Genomic DNA, 20,108 nt, shown 5'->3' on the forward strand with positions numbered 1-20,108 from the left:
ACGTTATTTTCGGACACCTGCCGAAGGGATTTCAAGCGCGTGGATATTTCCGCCGGTATTCAGGCTAGCCTAGCGGGGCGTTACGCTTCTGCCCTCTTTGATCTGGCCAGCGAAAACGGGACGGTCACTGCCGTCGAAACCGATCTGGAGAAGCTCGGCGCCGCGCTCGGCGAATCCGGGGACCTGCGGGCTGCCACCAGCAATCCGCAGCTCTCGCGCGCCCAGCAGGGTGCCGCAGTTGCCGCCGTGGCAAAGCATCTGAAGCTTTCCGATCTCACCACCAACTTCCTTGGTGTGCTCGCCGGCAATCGCCGCCTGTCGAAGCTGCCGGACATGATTGCCGCGTTCAAGGCGATCGCCGCAGCCCAGCGCGGTGAAGTCACCGCAACCGTCACCAGCGCGCATCCGCTCTCCGCCGAACAGCTTGCCACCTTGAAGGACAAGCTGACCGCGCGTCAGGGCCGCACTGTAATGCTTTCCGCCGATGTCGACCCCGATCTTCTGGGTGGGCTGGTCGTCACCATCGGCTCCACGCGCATCGACGCATCGATCCGCACCCGTCTCAATTCTCTCTCCCAGGCAATGAAGGCCTAAAGGACTAGAAACATGGAAATTCGCGCCGCAGAAATCTCCAAGGTCATCAAGGACCAGATCGCCAATTTCGGCACCGAAGCACAGGTGAGCGAAGTCGGCACCGTGCTGAGCGTGGGTGACGGTATCGCCCGCATCCACGGCCTCGACAAGGTTCAGGCCGGTGAAATGGTCGAATTCGCCAACGGCGTTCAGGGCATGGCGCTGAACCTCGAAGCCGACAACGTCGGCGTCGTGATCTTCGGCTCGGACGCCGAGATCAAGGAAGGCGACACCGTCAAGCGGACCGAAACCATCGTGGACGTTCCCGTCGGCAAGGGCCTGCTGGGCCGCGTAGTTGACGCTCTGGGCAACCCGATTGACGGCAAGGGCCCGATCGAATCGACCGAGCGTCGCCGCGTCGAAGTGAAGGCTCCGGGCATCATCCCGCGCGAATCGGTTTCGGAACCCGTGCAGACCGGCCTCAAGGCTGTGGACGCTCTCGTTCCCGTCGGCCGTGGCCAGCGCGAGCTGATCATCGGCGACCGTCAGACCGGCAAGACCGCTGTCGCGATCGACACCTTCATCAACCAGAAGGGCGTGAACGAAGGCGATGACGAATCGAAGAAGCTGTACTGCGTCTATGTCGCCGTCGGCCAGAAGCGTTCGACCGTTGCCCAGATCGTGAAGCAGCTCGAAGAAAACGGCGCGATGGAATATTCCATCGTTGTTGCAGCAACCGCTTCGGAGCCCGCACCGCTTCAGTACCTCGCGCCCTACACCGGCTGCGCCATGGGTGAATTCTTCCGCGACAACGGCATGCACGCCGTGATCGTGTACGACGACCTTTCGAAGCAGGCTGTGGCCTATCGCCAGATGTCGCTGCTGCTGCGTCGTCCTCCGGGCCGCGAAGCATATCCGGGCGACGTGTTCTATCTCCACAGCCGCCTGCTTGAGCGCGCTGCTAAGATGAACGGCGACAACGGTTCGGGCTCGCTCACCGCGCTGCCGATCATCGAAACCCAGGCAGGCGACGTGTCGGCCTATATTCCGACCAACGTGATCTCGATCACTGACGGCCAGATCTTCCTCGAAACCAACCTGTTCTATCAGGGCATCCGTCCGGCGATTAACGTCGGCCTGTCGGTTAGCCGCGTGGGCGGTGCCGCTCAGACCAAGGCGATGAAGAAGGTTTCGGGCTCGATGAAGCTCGACCTTGCGCAGTACCGTGAAATGGCGGCGTTCGCGCAGTTCGGTTCGGACCTCGACGCCTCGACGCAGAAGCTGCTCAATCGCGGCGCGCGTCTGACCGAGCTGCTCAAGCAGCGTCAGTTCAACCCGATGCCGTTCGAAGAGCAGACCGTGTCGATCTTTGCCGGCACCAACGGTTTCGTCGATTCGATCCCGGTTGACCGCGTGAACCAGTACGAAGAGCAGATGCTGGCGTATTTCCGCAGCGAACACGCCGATGTGCTCGCCGAAATCCGTACCAGCGGCAAGTTCGAGGACGACACCAAGGCGAAAGTCGTGGCCGGCCTCGAAGCTTTCGCCAAGCAGTTCGCCTGATCGACCCCAGCTAGACGGAGCGCCTAAGTGCCCTCACTCAAGGAACTCAAAGGTCGGATCAACTCGGTCAAATCGACCCAGAAGATCACCAAGGCCAAGCAGATGGTCGCGGCGGCCAAGCTCCGCCGTGCCCAGAGCGCTGCCGAAGCCGCGCGCCCCTATCAGGAACGTCTGGCCGCGGTCATGGCGAGCCTCGCGGGGAAGGTTTCGGGCGACAGCGCTCCGAAACTGCTCGCCGGGACCGGCAGCGACCAGCGTCACCTGCTTGTCGTCGTAAACACCGACAAGGGCCTGTGCGGCGGTCTGAACTCCAACCTCGTCAAGGCTGCCAAGGCCAAGGCGCAGGAACTGCTTGCCGCTGGCAAGACGGTGGAATTCTACCTCGTCGGCAAGAAGGGCCGCGCCCCGCTCAAGCGTGAACACGCCGAGCGAATCACTGGCGGTTTCGACACTTCGACCGTGAAGACCCCCGGTTTCGAAGAAGCCGACGCCATCGCCGCCGAACTAATCGGCATGTTCGAAGGCGGCAAGTTCGACGTCGCGCACCTGATCTTCCCGACCTTCAAGTCGGCGCTGGCTCAGGAACCGACCGTCAACCAGCTGATCCCGGTTCCCTCGCCCGAAAACGCCGACGCTGGCGACGCGGTCGTGGAATACGAACCGGGCGAAGAGGAAATCCTCGAGGAACTGCTGCCGCGCTACGTCAAGACGCAGCTGTTCGGCTCTCTGCTTGAGCGCGAGGCATCGGAGCAAGGCGCTTCGATGACCGCGATGGACAACGCGACGCGCAATGCAGGCGACCTCATCAACAAGCTGACCATTCAATACAACCGCAGCCGTCAGGCCGCGATCACTACCGAACTCATCGAGATCATCGCTGGGGCGGAGGCACTGTAATCATGAATTTTTCCGTTCTCAAACTGGCGACCATCGCGCCGATCGTGCTGCTTGCGGCATGTGGCGAGGAACCGGCTCCGGCGCCTGCCCCGGTCGAAACAACCGCAGCGGCAGAACCCGAAGCCCCGTCGATCCCGCCGCCCGACGGTACCTTCTTCAAGGAAGCCTGGGCCAAGACCTGCCCGAATGCAAAGCCGGTGAACACCGCCGCTTGCAAGCGCGCAGGAATGGGCTCACCCGAGGTCATCTGTGAATTCGGCCTCGGCGACGACGAATATCTGCGTAACAAGACCACTCTGGTCCAGGGCGAAACCGAATGGGAAATCGCCGACCCCGAAACCACTTGCGCACTTGGCGCCTAAGCATCTGACGAAAGCAGGACAGTAAAATGGCCACCGCACCCGTACTCAACCAGACCACCAACGGCACCATCAGCCAGGTCATCGGCGCTGTCGTCGACGTGCAGTTCGAAGGTGAACTGCCCGCGATCCTTACCGCGCTGGAGACCAAGAACGACGGCAAGACGCTCGTTCTCGAAGTCGCGCAGCACCTCGGTGAAAACACCGTCCGCACCATCGCAATGGACGCCACCGAAGGCCTCGTGCGCGGTCAGGAAGTGATCAACACCGGCGCACAGATTTCCGTGCCGGTCGGCCCCAAGACGCTGGGCCGCATCATGAACGTCGTCGGCGAAGCCATCGACGAGCGTGGCCCGATCGGTGCCGAGATGACCGCTCCGATCCACGCAGAAGCACCGGCCTTCATCGACCAGTCGACCGAAGCCAGCATTCTTGTCACCGGGATCAAGGTGATCGACCTGCTCGCCCCTTACGCAAAGGGCGGCAAGATCGGCCTGTTCGGCGGCGCCGGCGTGGGCAAGACCGTGCTGATCCAGGAACTGATCAACAACATCGCAAAGGGTCACGGCGGCGTGTCCGTGTTCGCCGGCGTGGGTGAGCGCACCCGCGAAGGTAACGACCTTTACCACGAATTCCTCGACGCCGGCGTTATCGCCAAGGACGCCGATGGCAACGCCACCAGCGAAGGTTCGAAGGTGGCACTCGTGTTCGGCCAGATGAACGAGCCTCCGGGCGCACGCGCACGCGTCGCTCTGTCGGGCCTGACCATGGCGGAATATTTCCGCGATCAGGAAGGCCAGGACGTGCTGTTCTTCGTCGACAACATCTTCCGCTTCACGCAAGCCGGTTCGGAAGTGTCGGCACTGCTCGGCCGTATTCCTTCGGCCGTGGGCTACCAGCCGACCCTGTCGACCGACATGGGCAACCTGCAGGAACGCATCACCTCCACCACCAAGGGTTCGATCACCTCGGTGCAGGCGATCTACGTGCCGGCTGACGACCTTACCGACCCTGCTCCGGCAACCTCGTTCGCTCACCTTGACGCGACGACCACGCTGAGCCGCGCGATCTCCGAACTCGGCATCTACCCGGCCGTGGACCCGCTGGACTCGACCAGCCGCGTTCTCGAACCGCGCGTTGTCGGTCAGGAGCACTACGAAACCGCTCGCCGCGTTCAGGAAACGCTGCAGAAGTACAAGTCGCTGCAGGACATCATCGCCATTCTCGGGATGGACGAGCTGTCGGAAGAGGACAAGCTGATCGTGGCGCGTGCGCGCAAGATCCAGAAGTTCCTGTCGCAGCCGTTCCACGTGGCAGAAGTCTTCACCAACATCCCCGGCATCTTCGTGCAACTCGAAGACACGATCAAATCGTTCAAGGCCGTGGTCGATGGCGAATACGATCACCTGCCCGAAGCCGCCTTCTACATGGTCGGCGGGATCGACATGGTGGTCGAAAAGGCCGCCAAGCTGGCTGAAGAGGCGTAAGGCATCATGCCCCTGCACTTTGAACTCGTAACCCCGGCCAAGCTGGTCCGTTCGGAAGACGTCCACATGGTCGTCGTCCCCGGCACCGAAGGCGAATTCGGTGTGCTCGAAGGCCATGCGCCCTTCATGAGCACGATCCGTGACGGCGCCGTGCAGGTCTACAAGACCGAAGGCAGCGCGCCGGAAACCATCGAAGTGCGCGGCGGCTTTGCCGAAGTGGGCGATACCGGCCTGACTGTGCTCGCCGAGCACGTCGAAGGCTGATCCGGCCAGTCACAATCAGAACAAACGAAAGGGCGGCCCACGGGTCGCCCTTTTTCGTTCGTGCCGGTGAGCGAATTAGGGTCAGGACTCATTAGTCCCACCTTTCCTACTCCCCGAAATTGATGCAGATACAATCGGCAAGCGAGGCCCCATAAATTTTTAGAAATTGGATAGTTGTCAATTTCGGTTTTCGCCCAATTTCATCAGGTATTTCATCCGCTTGTCCCCCGGAACACCGCATTACACCGTGTCAGCTTTGTCAGCTTCCTTCGCAGTTGCGGCACGATGTCCGTAGGGCGCGATTTACCCTTCACATTGCCCCCCTTCCCCGGCACAACCTCACCATTCCCACCCCCACAGGAGAGGACATTTGAAACTTGTTTCAACGCTTGCACTGGCGGCAGTCATGACGATAGGCGCGACCACTTCGGCACTGGCCGATGCCCACATGGACGAATCCGGCGTCCCCGGCCCCGAACAGGATCCCTACATCTGGCTTGAGGAAGCACGCAGCGAAGAGGCGCTCGACTGGGTTCGGGCAGAAAACACCCGCACGCTCGCCGCGCTGGAAACCGATCCCCGGTTCGAGGAACTGAAGGCCGAAGCGCTCGCCATCTTCGATAGCGAAGACCGCATTCCCTTCGTCAGCTTCCGCCCCGACGGGCTTTACAATTTCTGGCAGGACAAGACGAACCCCAAAGGCGTTCTGCGCCGCACGACGCTGGAAAGCTATCAGACGGACAATCCCGAATGGGAAGTCGTCCTCGACATTGACGCGCTGGCCGCGGCAGAGGGCAAGGAATGGGTCTACAGCGGATCGTCCTGCCTCCCGCCCGAACAGAACAAGTGCATGATCTCGCTTTCCGATGGCGGTGAGGATGCCACCATCATGCGCGAGTTCGACATGGCGACCAAAAGCTTCGTCGAAGGCGGCTTCGTGATTGATGAGAAAAGCCAGGGCGGCGTCTCGTGGATCGACGAGGACACGCTGCTGGTCGGTCGTGATTTCGGCGAAGGCACGCTGACCGAAAGCGAATACCCCTTCACCAGCCGGGTGTGGAAGCGCGGCACACCGCTGTCCGAGGCCGAGGAAATCTTCCGCGGCGAAGCCAGCGACGTGTGGGCGGGTGCCAGCCTGCTGCGCGACAACACCGGGACGATCCACGCGCGCACAGCGTTCCGCGGCGTAAGCTTCCACGAAAGCCTGTACTACGTCTGGAAAGACGGTGAATGGCTGCAACTGGACATCCCCAAGAAGGCTTCGCTCTATGGCATTGTCGACGGGCACATTCTGGTGACCACCGATGTCGATTGGGAAGTTGACGGGCAGACCTTCCCCGCTGACAGCCTGATCGCGATGGACCTTGAGGAGTGGAAGGCCGATCCCAATGGCGCGGCCAAGACCCTCGTCTGGGCGCCGGGTGAACGCCAGACCAAGCGCGGCGGCGCGATCACCGGCAATGCTCTGTTCGTGACGCTGCTCGACAACGTCGTGAGCAAGGTGCTGGAATTCAATTACGATGGCAGCGCATGGGTCAGCCGCGAGGTGCCCCTGCCCGACAACGCCACCATCGGCATTGCCGCCAGTTCCAACGAAACCGATCAGATCATGTACACCGTCAGCGATTTCCTCAATCCGACGACGCTGTATTACACCGATGGTTCGGCCGATCCGGCGGTGCTGAAGACCTCGCCCGCCTATTTCGATCCTGCGGGCATGGAAGTCGAACAGCACGAAGCCACCAGCGCCGACGGGACGAAGATCCCCTATTTCATCGTCAAGCCTGCGGGCATGGAGATGAACGGCGAAACGGCGGTACTGATGACGGGCTATGGCGGTTTCCAGATTCCGCGCCTGCCCGGATACCTCGGCTCGACCGGCAAGATGTGGATGGAGCGCGGCGGGGCCTATGTGCTCGCCAATCTGCGCGGCGGGGGCGAATTCGGCCCTGGCTGGCACCAGACCGCGATCCGCGAGAACAAGCAGCGCACCTGGGACGATTTCATCGCCGTGGGTCAGGATCTGGTGGACCGTGGCTTCACCTCGCCCGAACATCTGGGCATTCAGGGCGGATCACAGGGGGGCCTGCTGGTCGGCACCGCGTTCACCCAGCGTCCGGACCTTTTCGGCGCGGCGATCGTGCAGATCCCGCTGTTCGACATGCTGCGCTATCACCTGATCGGTCGCGGGGCATCGTGGATCGGCGAATATGGCGATCCGCGCATTCCCGAACAGCGCGCATGGATCGAAGGGTATTCGCCCTATCAGAAGATCGTCGAAGGCGTGGATTACCCCACCCCGTTCCTGTGGGCCTCGACCGCGGATGATCGCACTCACCCCGCACACGCGCGCAAGGGTGCTGCGCGGCTCAAGGAACTGGGGCAGCCCTATTACTACTATGAAGACATGACCGGCGGCCATTCGGGCGGGGTCGACAACGAACAGCGAGCCAAGCTTCAGGCGCTGCAATACATCTATCTGATGCAGCAATTGATGGACGACTAAGGCGCGACTCAGCGTCAGATCAAGGGGGCGGCTTCCATCGCGCAAGCCGCCCCTTTTTGTCGGGCAAATCAACGGCCTGTAAAACAGTCCGACACTTTGCCCTCGGCTCGTCGCACGCGCTGCACGAAGAGTGTCGTCAATGCGGGCTTAACCATGTTCGGCAGGCCGTGGTTAAGGCTTCGGGCAAATCCTCGTCTCGACAGGGATACAAAGGAGACGAAGATGGCATACCCCCGCAATATGTCGATCGCTGATGCGATCAAGCGATATGGCCTGCCCAAAAGCCACAAGGTGCACTGGTCACCCGCGCGCAAGGCGGAAGTGGTGCGCGCAGTGCATGATCGCGCGATAAGCTTTCACGAAGCGCGCGAACGATACCTGCTGAGCCGCAGCGAATTCGAGGAATGGGAGCGCGAATACGCCGCCACCAGCATCACAAGCTCCAGCAATCTGGAAGACGCCTGACGCCCCCCGCGTCCTTCCGGAAAAAGCGCACCGGCGCGGCGGACGTGTCCCCTAACCCGAACGCCGCGTCGGGGCATGAAAATCGGGTGGCTTGGATGCGACCCATTCGACGAACTTCGCGATCGCCGGGTCTTGCAGCAAGGACTCGGGATCATCCCCGATCCGAGCCAGCTGGGCATTGGTGAAGGTCGCATGGATGGTGCGGTGGCAGATGGGATGGACGGGCACTGTCACCCGCCCCTTCTTCGCCTTGGGCACCGGATGATGCCACTGGATTCGCGTTTCGAACGGGCGGCCGCACAGCCAGCAATGGAGCGTCGGCCCGCTCACTTGCCCTTTTTCGCCGCCGCCTTTTTCTTCTTCATCGTGTCATGGAAGCGATCAGCCCAACCTTGCTTCACCAGCTGTTCGCCGCGCACCATTCGGAGATCACCCGCGCCGACATCGCGACTGACGGCTGACCCGGCGGCGACGATTGCGTCCGCTCCGATGGTGATAGGCGCGATCAGCGCGCTGTTTGATCCGATGAAGGCGCGTTCGCCGATCACGGTCTGATACTTGAAATAGCCGTCGTAATTGCAGGTGATCGTGCCGGCACCGATGTTCGCATTCGCTCCGACGGTTGCATCGCCGAGATAGGTCAGATGGCTTGCCTTGGCACCGGGGCCAAGTGTCGCCTTCTTCACTTCGACGAAGTTACCGACGAAACTGCCTTCCTCCAGCACCGCGCCCGGCCGCAAGCGGGCAAAGGGGCCGACTTGCACTCCGGTGGCGAGACTCGCACCCTCAAGATGCGAATAGGCCTTGATATGCACGCCGTCGGCAACGGTGACGCCTGGGCCGAACACGACGTGCGGTTCGACAGTGACATCGCGGCCAAGCACAGTGTCGTAGCTGAAGAACACGGTTTCAGGCGCCTTCAGCGTCGCTCCATCCGCCATGGCCTGCTCGCGCCGGGCTGCCTGCCAGCGCGCCTCTGCGGCTGCCAGTTCGGAGCGCGAGTTGATCCCGGCGACTTCGTCCGGGTCATCGGTGATCACGACTTCGCAGCGACGGCCGTCGGAAATCGCGATGTTGACGATGTCGGGCAGGTAGTATTCGCCCTGCGCATTGTCGTTCTGCACACGCGAAAGCAGCGCGAACATGTCCTTCGCACTCGCTGCCATCAGGCCCGAATTGCACAGGTGGCAGGCACGCTCGCCCTCGTCCGCGTCCTTGTATTCGACCATCTTGATGATCTGGCCGTCGTCATCGGCGATGATGCGACCGTATTGCAGCGGGTCTTCGGGCTCAAAGCCGAGCACCACCACTGCCGGAGCGCCATCCGAATGCAACCGGTCGAGCATGGCACGCATGGTTCCTGCCCGCACGAAGGGCACATCGCCGTAAAGCACCAGCACATCGCCATCGAACCCGCTCAGAAGCGCCTCGGCCTGCTGCACGGCGTGGCCGGTGCCCAGTTGCGGTTCCTGAAGGCAGGTTTCGGCCCGCCCGCTCACGGCTGCTTCGATCTGGTCGCGCCCGGCGCCCACCACCACGACCTTACGCGCGGCACCCAGCGTATCGACCGAAGCCATCAGGTGATCCAGCATGGCGCGCCCCGCGATCGGGTGCAGCACCTTGTGCAGGTCGCTCTTCATGCGGGTGCCCTTGCCCGCAGCAAGGATAATGGCGGCGAAATCAGTCATGCGCTCTCCCTTAGACCGCGCCGCGCATGCCAGCAAATGCTTGCGGTTTGAAGTCGTATCCGTCACCGCCCTGCGAATGAGTGATTTTCCCTTTCAGGCCGTGGGTTTCGATCTCGACGGCACGCTGCTCGACACATTCCGCGATCTGGGCGCGGCGGTGAATCATGCACTGGCCCTAGGCGGGTTCGACCCGGTTCCGGTCGACAGTTCGAAAGACCTGATCGGCGGCGGGGCGAAGATCATGCTGGCGCGCGCGGTTGAGGCACAGGGCGGGATGCCGGAGGAAGACTTTCGCGCACTCTACAAGGCCATGTTGAAATATTACGCCGATCACAATGCGGTCCATTCCGCGCCCTACCCCCATGCCCGCGAAGTTGTCGCGGAATTGCAGGCGCGCGGGGTCAAGGTCGCGGTGGTCACGAACAAGTTCGAAGACTTCGCGCGCTCGATCCTGACGCAGCTCGACTTCATCGCGCCGTTCGAAACGGTCATCGGCGGCGACAGCATGGGAAAGGGGCCGGACGGCACATTCCTGTCCAAGCCGCATCCAGAGCCCGTTATCGAGGCGCAGAGGCGCTGTGGCGGCGGCCGTTTCGCCTTTGTCGGCGACAGCACCTATGATGTACGGGCGGCACGAGGAGCGGGCGTTCCGGTGATCGCGGCGGCTTACGGTTATTGTGACAGGGCCCCGCACGAACTGGGCGCAGATGGCGTAATTGATTCGCTTGCCGGGCTGATCGGCGCGCTTGAGGCGCTTTGAGGCACGGCCTGACCCTACGGCATAGCGCTAGCACAAAACGCGCTGTTGCAAGCGCCCACAGAAAGTGCCACGCAGCGCGCGCAGAATAGCTTTACGCGCGCGTCAAGTGCGCTCCCCCACGCAAGAGAGGATGGAAGGAAACATCATGAGCATCGATTTCAAAGGCAAGGTAGCCATCGTCACCGGCGCTGGCGGCGGTCTGGGCAAGGCTTATGCGCTTGAGCTCGCACGGCGCGGTGCCAAGGTCGTCGTCAACGATCTGGGCGGTTCGCGCGACGGCACCGGCCATTCCGACATGGCGCTGCAGGTGGTCGAGGAAATCGAGAAGGCCGGCGGCGAAGCCATGTCGAACGGCGGCAGCGTCACCGAATACGAACAGATGGAAAAGATGGTTGCCGACGCCAAGCAGAAGTGGGGCGGCGTGCACATCCTGATCAACAACGCCGGCGTGCTGCGCGACAAGACCTTCCACAAGATGACCCCGGAAGACTTCGAATTCGTGCTCAAGGTGCACCTGACCGGTTCGGCCTTCGTCACCAAGGCATGCTGGGAAACCTTCCGCGAGCAGGCCTATGGCCGCGTGCTGATGACGGCATCGTCGACCGGCCTGTTCGGCAACTTCGGCCAGGCCAACTACGGCGCGGCGAAACTGGGCCTTGCCGGTCTTACCAAGACGCTCCAGCTCGAAGGCGCGAAGTACAACATCCGTTGCAACACGCTGTCGCCGGTTGCCGGTACGCGCATGACCGAAGACCTCTTCCCCGAAGAAGCCTTCAAGCTGTTTGCGCCTGAAAACGTGGTACCCGCCGCGCTGTTCCTCGTCAGCGAAGACGCCCCCACCAACGCCATCGTCGGCGCTGGCGCAGGCGGCTACCACTCTTCGTGGACGGTGATGAACGACGCCGTCTGGCTGCCCGAGGAAGAGCGCACCGTCGAAGGCTTCGCCGCACGGTGGGAGGAAATCAATTCCTTCACCAACCTGATCGCGCCGCAATCGGGCAGCGAACAGTCGGGCAACATCCTGAAGGCGATGCAAAAGGTTACGGGCACCGGCCCGTCCAGCGCACGCGGATAATCGCCAGCCCGATCACTTGAGACTTGCAAATATTCGGCCCTCGCGCAGAAATGCGCGGGGGCCGTTTGCATTGGGGCGCGCGGCACATCAGGGGTCGTATCAATGCAAGCAGACAATCGGCGCACTCCCGCGCTGACATCGAATATTCGTAACATAGAGGCAACCCGATGAGCGATGACCTGCGACGCGGGCTGGAAAGCGCGCAACGGCTTGGCAGTGCTGCTCAGGTTCTTGCCGGTCTAGTTGCGGCCTCGGGTGTTGTGATGGCAATCGCGGTCAGCGTCTATCTTAACGACGCCTGGCCAGAAGCCTACGCCGGGACCGACGACATGGAAGCGATCGAATGGTTCCAGCTGGTCGATATCCTCTTGCTGTTTCTAAGCTTCTTCGTCGTCGGTGCATGGATCTATCGCGCCCATGCCAACCTCAAACTGACCGACCTGCCAGATACCGGTTACTCCCCCGGCTGGGCGGTTGGCTGGTTCGCGATCCCGATTGCCAGCCTCTTCAAACCGTTCCAAGCGATGAAGGCTCTATGGGTTGCGAGCCACGGGCTGTCCTACGAGGCCGAGCCCTCGGCGCCTGGGGTGATGTGGGTATGGTGGCTGTGCTGGATATTCTCGAGCCTGTTTGGGTTCGGCGAAACCTTAGGCATGATCAACGTGTTAGTTTTCGTCTCGACCTCAGTATCGGCAGTCTGTCTGATTGTGATCATCCGCGACATCAATGCAGCGCAGCCCAACATGTCGATGGCCGAGGTGTTCGAATAGCAATCGGCACATGGGTGTATTGACATTATAACACACCCTGCCTAGCCTCGCCGCAAATTGGGAGAGAGCCGTTGTATAGCGAAGACGATATCAACTCCGCCGTGGCCGCAGGGGCGCTGAGCCGCGAATCTGCCGCCAGCTTCCGCGCGCATATGACCAAGGTTCGCGAACTGCCGCGCGGATCGGAAGAAGATTTCCGCCTGATCAACAGCTTCAACGACATTTTCGTCGCCATAGGCGTGGTTATCCTGCTGCTCGCCATGGGCGCGATCGGGCAGACCATTGCCGACTTGATCGTCCCGGTCGAGGACTTCCTCGCCATGGCACAAGGCGACTATTCCGAGGTCGAGTGGGCGCGCTGGGAGCAGCAGAATTCGCTCAACGATGCGCTTCAGGGATGCTTTGCCGGATTGCTGGTGGCCGTTGCCGCTTGGCCGCTAGCGGAATTCTTCACCCGCAAACGGCGCATGGCGCTGCCTTCGATCATTCTGCTGCTGGCCTTCGTCGGCGGCGTCTTTGCTACGATCTTCGGCATCGGCATGGCCTCGTTCGCGCAAGGCAATGATCAATTGGGCGCGGTCGCGATATCGGTTGCCGCGCTTGCCGCAGCCGGAGCCGCCTATGTGCACTGGCGCCGGTTCATGGTGCCCATCACCGTTGCCGCCGGCACCGCAGCGGTTGCAGTAACGGTGATAGCCCTGATCCTTTCCGCCATCGGGCCGGCTTTGATCAACGAAGACACGGTTCTCGCCATGGTCTTCGTCGCGGGTCTGTGCGTGTTTGCCTTTGCCATGCGCTGGGACATATCGGATCGGGAACGCATTACCCGTCGCAGCGATGTGGCGTTCTGGCTGCACCTGCTCGCCGCTCCGATGATTGCACATCCCGTTTTCGCACTTTTCGGCGTTACCGAAGGCAACAATCTGGGCGTCGGTGCGGCTCTGGGCGTTGTCGCCGTCTATGTGGCGTTCGGGCTTTTGGCTCTGGTGGTTGACCGTAGGGCCTTGCTGGTATCGGCGCTGGCCTATGTGCTGTTCGCGCTCAGCTTCCTGTTCGAAGAATTTGGCGCGGTGGAGCTTGGCTTTGCGCTGACCGCGCTGGTGATCGGATCGGCATTGCTGAGCCTCTCGGCCTTCTGGCAACCCATCCGGCGCTCAGTCGTCGCCGCCCTTCCCGCAGCATGGCAGGAAAAACTGCCTGCGACGCAGGACGCAGCCCTGCCGGTTACCGCAGCCGCAGCCTAGTCCTCGACCGCCTTGACGAGGCGACGCTCCATCGGAGCGAGGACATTGGCGAGTTCATGGCCACGCTTCATGACCTGACCATGCTCGCCGAACAGCGTGTACATGCCTTGTTTGTTGCGCAGCGCCGGACGTTTCTCGATCCGCGCCTGCGGGCGTTCTGCCGTGCGGCGGAACGCGGCGAAGGTCGCGGCCTGGCGGTCAAAATCCATGGCGTAATCGCGCCATTCCCCGGCGGCGACCATGCGGCCATACAAATCGAGAATGCGCTGAAGCTCCTCCCGATCAAACCCGACCTGCGCCGATTGCTGCCCGGGGAAAGCGACCACCCGGCCCGTGCCTGAGGGATCAAACCCCGAATTCATCAGTCGTCGGTTCCGCTTTTCTGGGTAAGATCCAGCGAGTGCTGGACCGGCTCGGCACTGGCTGACTGCGCGGCCTTGATACTGGCGATTTCCGCACGGAGCAGCGAAAGTTCCGCTTCCAGCTTCTCGATGCAGTCAACCTTGTTGCCCTCGGCATCCTCGCACGGCGTGCCATAGGGGATGAAATCCTTGATCCATTCTTCGGCCGGCACCAGCGTCGAACGCGCTTTCAGCCCCACCATGGTCGCGCCTGCGGGAACATCCTCTGTCACCACCGCATTGGCTCCCACGCGCGCACGTTCTCCCACGGTGATCGGGCCAATGATCTGTGCGCCCGAACCGATAATCACATTGTCTGCCAATGTCGGGTGGCGTTTCCCGCCGATCCCGTTTGTGGGGTTCGTCCCGCCGAGCGTCACGCATTGGTAGATCGTAACATTATCGCCGATCTCGGCAGTCTCGCCGATGACGGTGAAGCCGTGATCGATGAAGAAATTCCGCCCGATCTTCGCACCCGGATGGATATCGATGGCGGTCAGCAGGCGGCTGATATGGTTTATGAGCCGGGCGAGGAAGAACAGCTTCGCGTCGAACAGCCAATGCGCCACGCGGTGAAACCCAAGCGCCCAGACCCCCGGATACAGCAGGATTTCCCAACGTGATCGCGGCGCGGGATCGCGCGCCATGACAGAGTCCAGATAGCTGGTGAGCCGATCGAACATTACTGGATTCTCCCACCAAATGTGCGGAAATGCAAATGCAGCTCCGCTTGCGACGCTTCAAAGCAGTTTTTGTTGTTCGGGCCCATGCAAGGCTTCCAGCGCGGCCCTCCAGACAGACATGGTGGCAGGAGACTGCCGTTCAAGGCTGATGCGATCAATCGTCGCCACCAGCGCCTCTATCGCCGCGAAACTGCGTCCGGTGCGCGGGACAAGATAATCCGCTGCGCCATCTGCGAGAGTGAGCGCCCGCGCTTCGGCATGGGCATGGATCAGTTCCGCAGCCATCGCATCGTCGGGGTCACCGATCGCCAATTGCAGCGAACCGCCAAGCCGTGACCTGAGATCGGGCAAGGCGATGTTCCACGGGGTGCTGTCTGCGATCAGCAGCAGCGGCTGCCCGGCTTGCGTCCCGCCCTGCTGCACTGCATTCCAGCGATGGAACACCTCGTCTTCGGGAAGCGCATCTGCGCCGTCCACCAACAATATCCCACGCCCGGCGGCCCAACGCCCGAGCAAGGACTTGCCCGAACGCTCAGGCCCCGTCAGCACCGCCGTATGGAACGGCCAGCGATCAGGTGTCTGCAAAGCCTCGATCACCGCCGAATTGGCATTGCCCACCACGATGCGCGCTGGCGTTTGCGATCCGCCGGGCGAAAGCGGCAGCGCGATCTGGGATGCGGGTTCCGGCTTGCGCGGCATCGCGACACCGATCAGCGGCTGATGGCGAGCGCGTTGGCACCCTCGCGCACGGCAAAGCCCCTTTCGCGCAAGGCCGCGGCCAGCGCGGGCAGTTCGCCGCCATAGCTGACGCTCATGACGGAGGTTCCACCCATCGCTGTGCTGGTTACGGCCACTCCGCGCACTCCCGGCACCTGCCGCATCGCCGCAAGCGTTGCGTCGAACGTAGCCGGATCCGGGGTTGCAAACTGCACCGCAAAGGCGCGGACAACCGCGGGAGCCTGCGTCGGCTGGGCCACGGGTACTTCTACACCGGGCGCGACAGCGGCAGCAGCAGCGGCCGCCGCCGCAGTTTCACGCGCCTGAATTGCCCGGCCGATTTCAATCAAGCGGGCAATCGCCGGATCGACATCACCCGAACCGCCAAGACGCAGCGTAGGATCGGGCTGAAGCTTACCTGCGACAAGAGCCTGTTCGTATACCTCGTCCATCCGCGTCACTGCCCGCGTCAACATGTCAGGCAATTGGTCGGCACTTGCCGCCTCCAACTGGAAGCTTTCCAGCAGCCGGTTGTCAGGGCCGTAACGGGCAACGAAAGTTCCCGTCACCGGCCCGCCGGGAAACTGGTGATCGAGCCGCGCGATCGCGACAAGCGCATCCGCTGCACCGAACTGGTCCAGCGTGGTGCGCCACCAGGCGCGGCTGCGCCGTCCGGACTGGCCGAAATTGAGCAGAAGCGAGTCGCCCCCCGCCCCGCTCGGGCGGACATAATCGATGCGGCTGGTGCCCGGATTGAATTCCGCCCATGCGCGTTGCCAAGGATTGCGGACTTCGAAACTGGTGTAGGCGCCGCCGCTGACCGTCACCGGGATAAGCAGCATGGGCGCAGACGCCCTGGCCTGCGATGCTCCACCAAGGAACCTTCCGGCGCGCTGCCGGTCAAACGTCACCCCAAGTGTCGCAACATAGCGTTTGGGAGCGATCCGTTCGCGCTGGATGACGATTGCTGACACCATGCCCGACAACTGGCTGTCCGACACGGACGGGCCACCCACCTGCTGCCACGCCTTGCGCTGCGCTTCGCGCCATGCCTGATCGCGCGCTTCGGCTGCGGTGTCGGCGCGCACATCCACTTCGATCCCGCGAACGTCGATATCGGCGCTCGACGCTGTGGGCGCGATTCCGCGCTCGCCGGAAACCTGCGCCAGAACCAGCGCATAGCCACCGCCCAGCATGGTGAGCGCAATCAACGCGGCCAGCGCCCAGCGCAGGCCGGGCACCAGAGACGGAAATTCTCGCTTTGCTGTGGCTGAAAGGTTCAAAATCGCGCTCACCGGGGAAATATCGGTTCCCTTTGCCCAAAGCGAAGTGGAATTCCAAGAGCGAATGGCTAAAGCACATGGCATGAGCTCAAAGAACACCTCCTACACCTACGCCGACGCCGGCGTGTCGATTGACGCGGGAAATGCGCTGGTAAAGGCTATCGCCCCTCTGGCGAAAGCAACCGCGCGCCCCGGAGCCACCAGCGAACTGGGCGGGTTCGGCGGTTTCTTCGACCCCAAGGCGGCAGGCTATAAAGACCCGCTGCTGGTGGCTGCCAATGATGGCGTCGGGACCAAGCTGAAGCTGGCGATTGACCATGATCGGCATGACACCGTCGGCATCGATCTGGTTGCCATGTGCGTCAACGATCTGATCGTGCAAGGTGCCGAGCCGCTGTTCTTCCTCGATTACTTCGCCACCGGCAAACTCGAAAACGGTGTCGCGGAGCGGGTTGTCGCCGGGATCGCAGATGGCTGCAAGCAGGCCGGATGCGCACTGATCGGCGGCGAAACTGCCGAAATGCCGGGGATGTACGCCGCAGGCGATTATGATCTGGCCGGCTTCTGCGTCGGCGCGGTTGAGCGCGGCGAGCAGTTGACAGGGGACAAGGTTGCGCCGGGCGACGTTCTGCTGGGGCTTGCATCATCGGGTGTGCATTCGAACGGCTATTCGCTGGTCCGCCGTCTGGCACAGGACAAGGGGTGGAAGCTCGACCGCCCTGCCCTGTTTGATCAGGACCGCTTGCTGATCGACGCCTTGATCCAGCCGACCCGCATTTACGTCGCCAGCCTGCTGCCGCTGGTGCGGGAGGGACTGATTGATGCGCTCGCGCACATCACCGGCGGCGGCCTGCTGGAGAACATCCCGCGTATCCTGCCCGAGGGTGCCCATGCACGGGTCGATGCCGATATGTGGCGCCAACCGCGCCTGATGGCGTTTCTGCAAGCCCAAGGCGCGATTGAGCCGGGTGAAATGGCCCGCACCTTCAATTGCGGGGTCGGCATGGTGCTGGCGGTAAAGCCCGACAATGTGGACGAAGTTTGCCGCCGCCTGATCGAGGCGGGCGAGGACGTGTTCGGCGTCGGCGAAATCGTGGCGGGCGACAAGGGCTGCACCGTGCGTGGTTCCATGGGATCATGGTCTGCCACCGCCGATTGGGAAGCGACCCATCTTGGCTGAGAATTCCCGGCATAAGGCGAAGATTGCTGTCTTCATCTCGGGTGCCGGAACCAACATGGCGGCGCTGCTGTTCGCCAGCCGCCTGCCCGATGCCGCGTTCGAGATCGTCCTTGTGGCAAGCAATGTTCCGGATGCGGGCGGACTGGCGCTCGCCCGGCTCGAAGGCATCCCGACTTTCGCCCATCCGCACAAGGGCATGACGCGTGAAGATCACGATGCAGTGATGGAGAGCGCAGCGCAGCAAGCAGGTGCGGAATTCATCGTGCTGGCAGGGTACATGCGCATCCTTTCCGATGCCTTCGTCAATCGCTGGCAAGGCCGGATGCTCAACATTCACCCCTCGCTGCTGCCCAAGTACAAAGGGCTGGACACATTCGCCCGTGCAATCGCGGCGGGGGACAGCCATGCGGGTTCAAGTGTCCACATCGTCACGCCCGAACTCGACGCGGGCGAGGTTCTGGCCCAGTCGCTTGTCGCCATCGCTCCCGATGACACGCCCGAAACGCTGGGAGAGCGCGTCAAGCTGGCCGAACACCAACTCTACCCGCGCGCGGTCAACGAATATGTCTCGCGCGGGTTCGATCCGGGGTTTCTACTGGGGCGGATACGCAAACTGGCGCTGGCCCTGCCCGAAACTCACGAACGGGAAAGCCATGGCTCGCCCGGATTTCGCGTCGGGAGCGAGAAATCGGGCAAGTTCTTCGCCCATTTTTCGGATCAGCATCATGGAACGCCGCATATTGCGGTGCTGGTCAAGACATCGAGCATGGACGAATTGCTCAGCCTCGTCGAAACCCAGCCCGAGGTCTATTTCAAACCGGCCTATTACGGCGCGAGCGGTTGGGTCGGGTTGATCCTCAACCGGCCCGGCGTTGATTGGGATCACGTGGGCGAATGGCTGGAGCGAAGCTGGCAAAGTGTCGCGCCGACGCGGTTGACGCGGCTGCGCGATGCCGCTGACATGTTCTGATGCCCGTTCCCGTTCGCGATCACCCTCTGGTACGCAGCAAGCTGGCCGAAAGGTCCAACGCATTCCTTGGCAAGGCGTGGGAGCGCGGCTGGTTGCCCCCGCCCGATCTCGATCCCAAAGCGCTGTGGGCGCAGGCGATCAAGGCACATGGAGCAGACGCCGAACATTCCGGACGATCGCCAGATGATGTTGCCGATTTTCGCGAGCGGCTTGAACGGTTGTGCGCGGCGGTGGAGGCTGATGCCGATCTCAACCCGCTGGGCCGGGCCATGGCTTGGGGGCAATTGTCACGGGTTGTGAAGCACCGCCTGGCGTTCGGCGCGCTTTGGCGGGAGCGGCCCGGACTGCTCGAAACTCCCCTCGCCCAGCCAATCATCGTCATCGGCCATATGCGCAGCGGCACGACCCGTATTCATAAACTGCTCGCTGCCGATCCCGCGCATTCGCACACACGCTATTGCGATGCCTATCACCCGGTCCCTTCACCTCTTGGCATGAACCGGGTGAAGAGCGCGCTGGAAATCGCCATGCTGGGCGCGCTCAATCCGTGGCTGCAATCGATCCACCCGATGGCCCCGGCAGAGGTTGAGGAGGAACTGGCGTGGCTTGCGGGTGCACTCAACCATTCGATCTACGAATCGCAATGGCATATCCCGAGCTATTCGAGCTGGAGCGAGGCGCGCGATCCGTCACCGATTTATCGTGAATTTGCCCGGATACTGCGCACCGACGCGGCCAATCGCGGCTTGGCGGACAAGCCCCGCGTGCTCAAGGTCCCGGCATTCTCAGAAGATCTTGCGACCTTGCTGACCCAGTTTCCCGGCGCCCGGTTGGTTATGGCGCAGCGTGATCGGGAAGCCGTGCTGCGCAGCGCCGTTTCGCTCGCAGCGAACCAGATGGCGGTGCAATGCGACAGCTGCGACCTTGCCGGGATCGAGGCGTTCTGGCGGCACAAGATCGAATTGCGCGAGCAACGGATTGCCGCGGCCATGGCGGCTTGGAGCGGCCCTGTTGCGCGTCTGAGCTTCGATGCTCTCAACGATAACTGGGAACGCGAAATCGCACGCACATATCGCGAGCTGGGCCTTGATCTAACCGATGCGGCGCTGGCGAAAATGCGCGCAAGGATGGCGAAAAGCGAAACCGGCCATCATCATGCCCATGCCGAACAGCTCAAGCGTTTCTGGGCGCGGGCCTGACATGAAAAGGGCCGCCCGAACGGA

At 62.3% G+C, this 20,108-nt stretch carries 21 protein-coding genes; 15 read left to right on the plus strand and 6 right to left on the minus strand.

Translation table 11 applies throughout. From position 1 onward, the window contains the following. Window positions 1-39: 39 nt before the first annotated feature. The 8 genes from AABA34_RS12930 (at window position 40) to AABA34_RS12965 (ending at window position 8,114) form a co-directional block, all read left to right on the plus strand. Window positions 40-594, plus strand: coding sequence for a F0F1 ATP synthase subunit delta (locus AABA34_RS12930; protein ID WP_338302957.1), 555 nt, complete (start codon window positions 40-42; stop codon window positions 592-594). 12 nt (window positions 595-606) lie between these two features. After that, window positions 607-2,136: a F0F1 ATP synthase subunit alpha gene (gene atpA, locus AABA34_RS12935; RefSeq protein ID WP_034954616.1), complete on the plus strand. Its 1,530-nt coding sequence runs from the start codon at window positions 607-609 to the stop codon at window positions 2,134-2,136. 27 nt (window positions 2,137-2,163) lie between these two features. After that, entirely contained in the window at window positions 2,164-3,033 is an 870-nt protein-coding gene (locus tag AABA34_RS12940; protein ID WP_034954618.1) for a F0F1 ATP synthase subunit gamma, read from the plus strand. A gap of 2 nt (window positions 3,034-3,035) precedes the next feature. Further along, window positions 3,036-3,395, plus strand: a complete 360-nt coding sequence (locus tag AABA34_RS12945) for a hypothetical protein (RefSeq protein WP_051699896.1) — start codon at window positions 3,036-3,038, stop codon at window positions 3,393-3,395. Window positions 3,396-3,421: 26 nt separating this feature from the next. After that, complete coding sequence (atpD, locus tag AABA34_RS12950) at window positions 3,422-4,879, plus strand: F0F1 ATP synthase subunit beta (protein WP_034954620.1); 1,458 nt, start codon at window positions 3,422-3,424, stop codon at window positions 4,877-4,879. 6 nt (window positions 4,880-4,885) lie between these two features. Next, window positions 4,886-5,143, plus strand: coding sequence for an ATP synthase F1 subunit epsilon (locus AABA34_RS12955; RefSeq protein ID WP_252258222.1), 258 nt, complete (start codon window positions 4,886-4,888; stop codon window positions 5,141-5,143). A 370-nt stretch (window positions 5,144-5,513) separates the two neighbouring features. Then, window positions 5,514-7,649 (plus strand): prolyl oligopeptidase family serine peptidase, encoded by a 2,136-nt coding sequence (locus tag AABA34_RS12960; RefSeq protein WP_445083734.1) that lies wholly within the window; start codon window positions 5,514-5,516, stop codon window positions 7,647-7,649. A 222-nt stretch (window positions 7,650-7,871) separates the two neighbouring features. After that, window positions 7,872-8,114, plus strand: coding sequence for a DUF1153 domain-containing protein (locus AABA34_RS12965; protein ID WP_252258223.1), 243 nt, complete (start codon window positions 7,872-7,874; stop codon window positions 8,112-8,114). A 51-nt stretch (window positions 8,115-8,165) separates the two neighbouring features. Here AABA34_RS12965 and AABA34_RS12970 read toward each other — a convergent pair whose 3' ends face one another. Then, complete coding sequence (locus AABA34_RS12970; protein WP_338302958.1) at window positions 8,166-8,444, minus strand: HNH endonuclease; 279 nt, start codon at window positions 8,442-8,444, stop codon at window positions 8,166-8,168. Continuing rightward, on the minus strand, window positions 8,441-9,802 hold the full coding sequence (glmU, locus tag AABA34_RS12975; RefSeq protein WP_338302959.1) for a bifunctional UDP-N-acetylglucosamine diphosphorylase/glucosamine-1-phosphate N-acetyltransferase GlmU: 1,362 nt from the start codon (window positions 9,800-9,802) through the stop codon (window positions 8,441-8,443). Before glmU ends, AABA34_RS12970 begins: the two co-directional genes overlap by 4 nt. A 76-nt stretch (window positions 9,803-9,878) precedes the next feature. Here glmU and AABA34_RS12980 point away from each other — a divergent pair, with 76 nt between their 5' ends. The 4 genes from AABA34_RS12980 (at window position 9,879) to AABA34_RS12995 (ending at window position 13,651) form a co-directional block, all read left to right on the plus strand. Next, window positions 9,879-10,562, plus strand: coding sequence for an HAD-IA family hydrolase (locus AABA34_RS12980; RefSeq protein WP_338304743.1), 684 nt, complete (start codon window positions 9,879-9,881; stop codon window positions 10,560-10,562). A 145-nt stretch (window positions 10,563-10,707) separates the two neighbouring features. Then, a complete protein-coding gene (locus AABA34_RS12985) occupies window positions 10,708-11,637 on the plus strand; it encodes an SDR family NAD(P)-dependent oxidoreductase (protein WP_034954907.1) in 930 nt (309 codons plus the stop codon). 167 nt (window positions 11,638-11,804) lie between these two features. After that, a complete protein-coding gene (locus AABA34_RS12990; RefSeq protein WP_338302960.1) occupies window positions 11,805-12,407 on the plus strand; it encodes a DUF4328 domain-containing protein in 603 nt (200 codons plus the stop codon). A gap of 71 nt (window positions 12,408-12,478) precedes the next feature. Next, the gene (locus tag AABA34_RS12995) at window positions 12,479-13,651 is read left to right on the plus strand and encodes a hypothetical protein (RefSeq protein ID WP_338302961.1); all 1,173 of its coding nucleotides are present in this window, start codon (window positions 12,479-12,481) and stop codon (window positions 13,649-13,651) included. On the opposite strand, the gene AABA34_RS13000 is transcribed toward AABA34_RS12995, so the two are convergent. The 4 genes from AABA34_RS13000 to AABA34_RS13015 are packed head-to-tail and all read right to left on the minus strand — an operon-like array spanning window position 13,648 to window position 16,747. After that, a complete protein-coding gene (locus AABA34_RS13000; RefSeq protein ID WP_338302962.1) occupies window positions 13,648-14,013 on the minus strand; it encodes a DUF2794 domain-containing protein in 366 nt (121 codons plus the stop codon). The two genes, AABA34_RS12995 and AABA34_RS13000, sit on opposite strands and share 4 nt — an antisense overlap. After that, window positions 14,013-14,735: a serine O-acetyltransferase EpsC gene (epsC, locus tag AABA34_RS13005; protein WP_338302963.1), complete on the minus strand. Its 723-nt coding sequence runs from the start codon at window positions 14,733-14,735 to the stop codon at window positions 14,013-14,015. The genes AABA34_RS13000 and epsC overlap by 1 nt, the downstream gene beginning before the upstream one ends. Before the next feature lie 57 nt (window positions 14,736-14,792). Next, on the minus strand, window positions 14,793-15,434 hold the full coding sequence (locus AABA34_RS13010) for an HdaA/DnaA family protein (protein ID WP_338302964.1): 642 nt from the start codon (window positions 15,432-15,434) through the stop codon (window positions 14,793-14,795). 11 nt (window positions 15,435-15,445) lie between these two features. Continuing rightward, window positions 15,446-16,747 (minus strand): heavy-metal-associated domain-containing protein, encoded by a 1,302-nt coding sequence (locus AABA34_RS13015; protein WP_338302965.1) that lies wholly within the window; start codon window positions 16,745-16,747, stop codon window positions 15,446-15,448. 70 nt (window positions 16,748-16,817) lie between these two features. Between AABA34_RS13015 and purM the strand changes: the two genes are divergently transcribed. Genes purM through AABA34_RS13030 form a run of 3 tightly spaced genes read left to right on the plus strand, consistent with a single transcriptional unit; the run spans window position 16,818 to window position 20,084 of the window. Beyond that, window positions 16,818-17,915: a phosphoribosylformylglycinamidine cyclo-ligase gene (purM, locus tag AABA34_RS13020; RefSeq protein WP_338302966.1), complete on the plus strand. Its 1,098-nt coding sequence runs from the start codon at window positions 16,818-16,820 to the stop codon at window positions 17,913-17,915. Further along, on the plus strand, window positions 17,908-18,885 hold the full coding sequence (purN, locus tag AABA34_RS13025) for a phosphoribosylglycinamide formyltransferase (RefSeq protein ID WP_445083735.1): 978 nt from the start codon (window positions 17,908-17,910) through the stop codon (window positions 18,883-18,885). Before purM ends, purN begins: the two co-directional genes overlap by 8 nt. After that, window positions 18,885-20,084 carry a sulfotransferase family protein gene (locus tag AABA34_RS13030; RefSeq protein WP_338302967.1) on the plus strand — a complete coding sequence of 400 codons (1,200 nt, stop codon included), beginning with the start codon at window positions 18,885-18,887 and terminating at the stop codon, window positions 20,082-20,084. The genes purN and AABA34_RS13030 overlap by 1 nt, the downstream gene beginning before the upstream one ends. The last annotated feature ends 24 nt before the right edge of the window (window positions 20,085-20,108 follow it).

The sequence above is a fragment of the Erythrobacter sp. Dej080120_24 genome (genome assembly GCF_036322605.1).
Lineage (GTDB): Bacteria > Pseudomonadota > Alphaproteobacteria > Sphingomonadales > Sphingomonadaceae > Erythrobacter > Erythrobacter aurantius.

What these genes read in the sequence shown, in the direction of transcription:
- AABA34_RS12990 (WP_338302960.1), top strand. Translation starts at nt 11,805, where the DNA reads ATGAGCGATGACCTGCGACGCGGGCTGGAAAGCGCGCAACGGCTTGGC.
- AABA34_RS12985 (WP_034954907.1), top strand. Translation starts at nt 10,708, where the DNA reads ATGAGCATCGATTTCAAAGGCAAGGTAGCCATCGTCACCGGCGCTGGC.
- AABA34_RS13030 (WP_338302967.1), top strand. Translation starts at nt 18,885, where the DNA reads ATGCCCGTTCCCGTTCGCGATCACCCTCTGGTACGCAGCAAGCTGGCC.
- atpA (WP_034954616.1), top strand. Translation starts at nt 607, where the DNA reads ATGGAAATTCGCGCCGCAGAAATCTCCAAGGTCATCAAGGACCAGATC.
- AABA34_RS12955 (WP_252258222.1), top strand. Translation starts at nt 4,886, where the DNA reads ATGCCCCTGCACTTTGAACTCGTAACCCCGGCCAAGCTGGTCCGTTCG.
- epsC (WP_338302963.1), bottom strand. Translation starts at nt 14,735, where the DNA reads ATGTTCGATCGGCTCACCAGCTATCTGGACTCTGTCATGGCGCGCGAT.
- AABA34_RS12965 (WP_252258223.1), top strand. Translation starts at nt 7,872, where the DNA reads ATGGCATACCCCCGCAATATGTCGATCGCTGATGCGATCAAGCGATAT.
- purM (WP_338302966.1), top strand. Translation starts at nt 16,818, where the DNA reads ATGAGCTCAAAGAACACCTCCTACACCTACGCCGACGCCGGCGTGTCG.
- AABA34_RS12945 (WP_051699896.1), top strand. Translation starts at nt 3,036, where the DNA reads ATGAATTTTTCCGTTCTCAAACTGGCGACCATCGCGCCGATCGTGCTG.
- atpD (WP_034954620.1), top strand. Translation starts at nt 3,422, where the DNA reads ATGGCCACCGCACCCGTACTCAACCAGACCACCAACGGCACCATCAGC.
- AABA34_RS13000 (WP_338302962.1), bottom strand. Translation starts at nt 14,013, where the DNA reads ATGAATTCGGGGTTTGATCCCTCAGGCACGGGCCGGGTGGTCGCTTTC.
- AABA34_RS13010 (WP_338302964.1), bottom strand. Translation starts at nt 15,434, where the DNA reads ATGCCGCGCAAGCCGGAACCCGCATCCCAGATCGCGCTGCCGCTTTCG.
- AABA34_RS12980 (WP_338304743.1), top strand. Translation starts at nt 9,879, where the DNA reads ATGAGTGATTTTCCCTTTCAGGCCGTGGGTTTCGATCTCGACGGCACG.
- glmU (WP_338302959.1), bottom strand. Translation starts at nt 9,802, where the DNA reads ATGACTGATTTCGCCGCCATTATCCTTGCTGCGGGCAAGGGCACCCGC.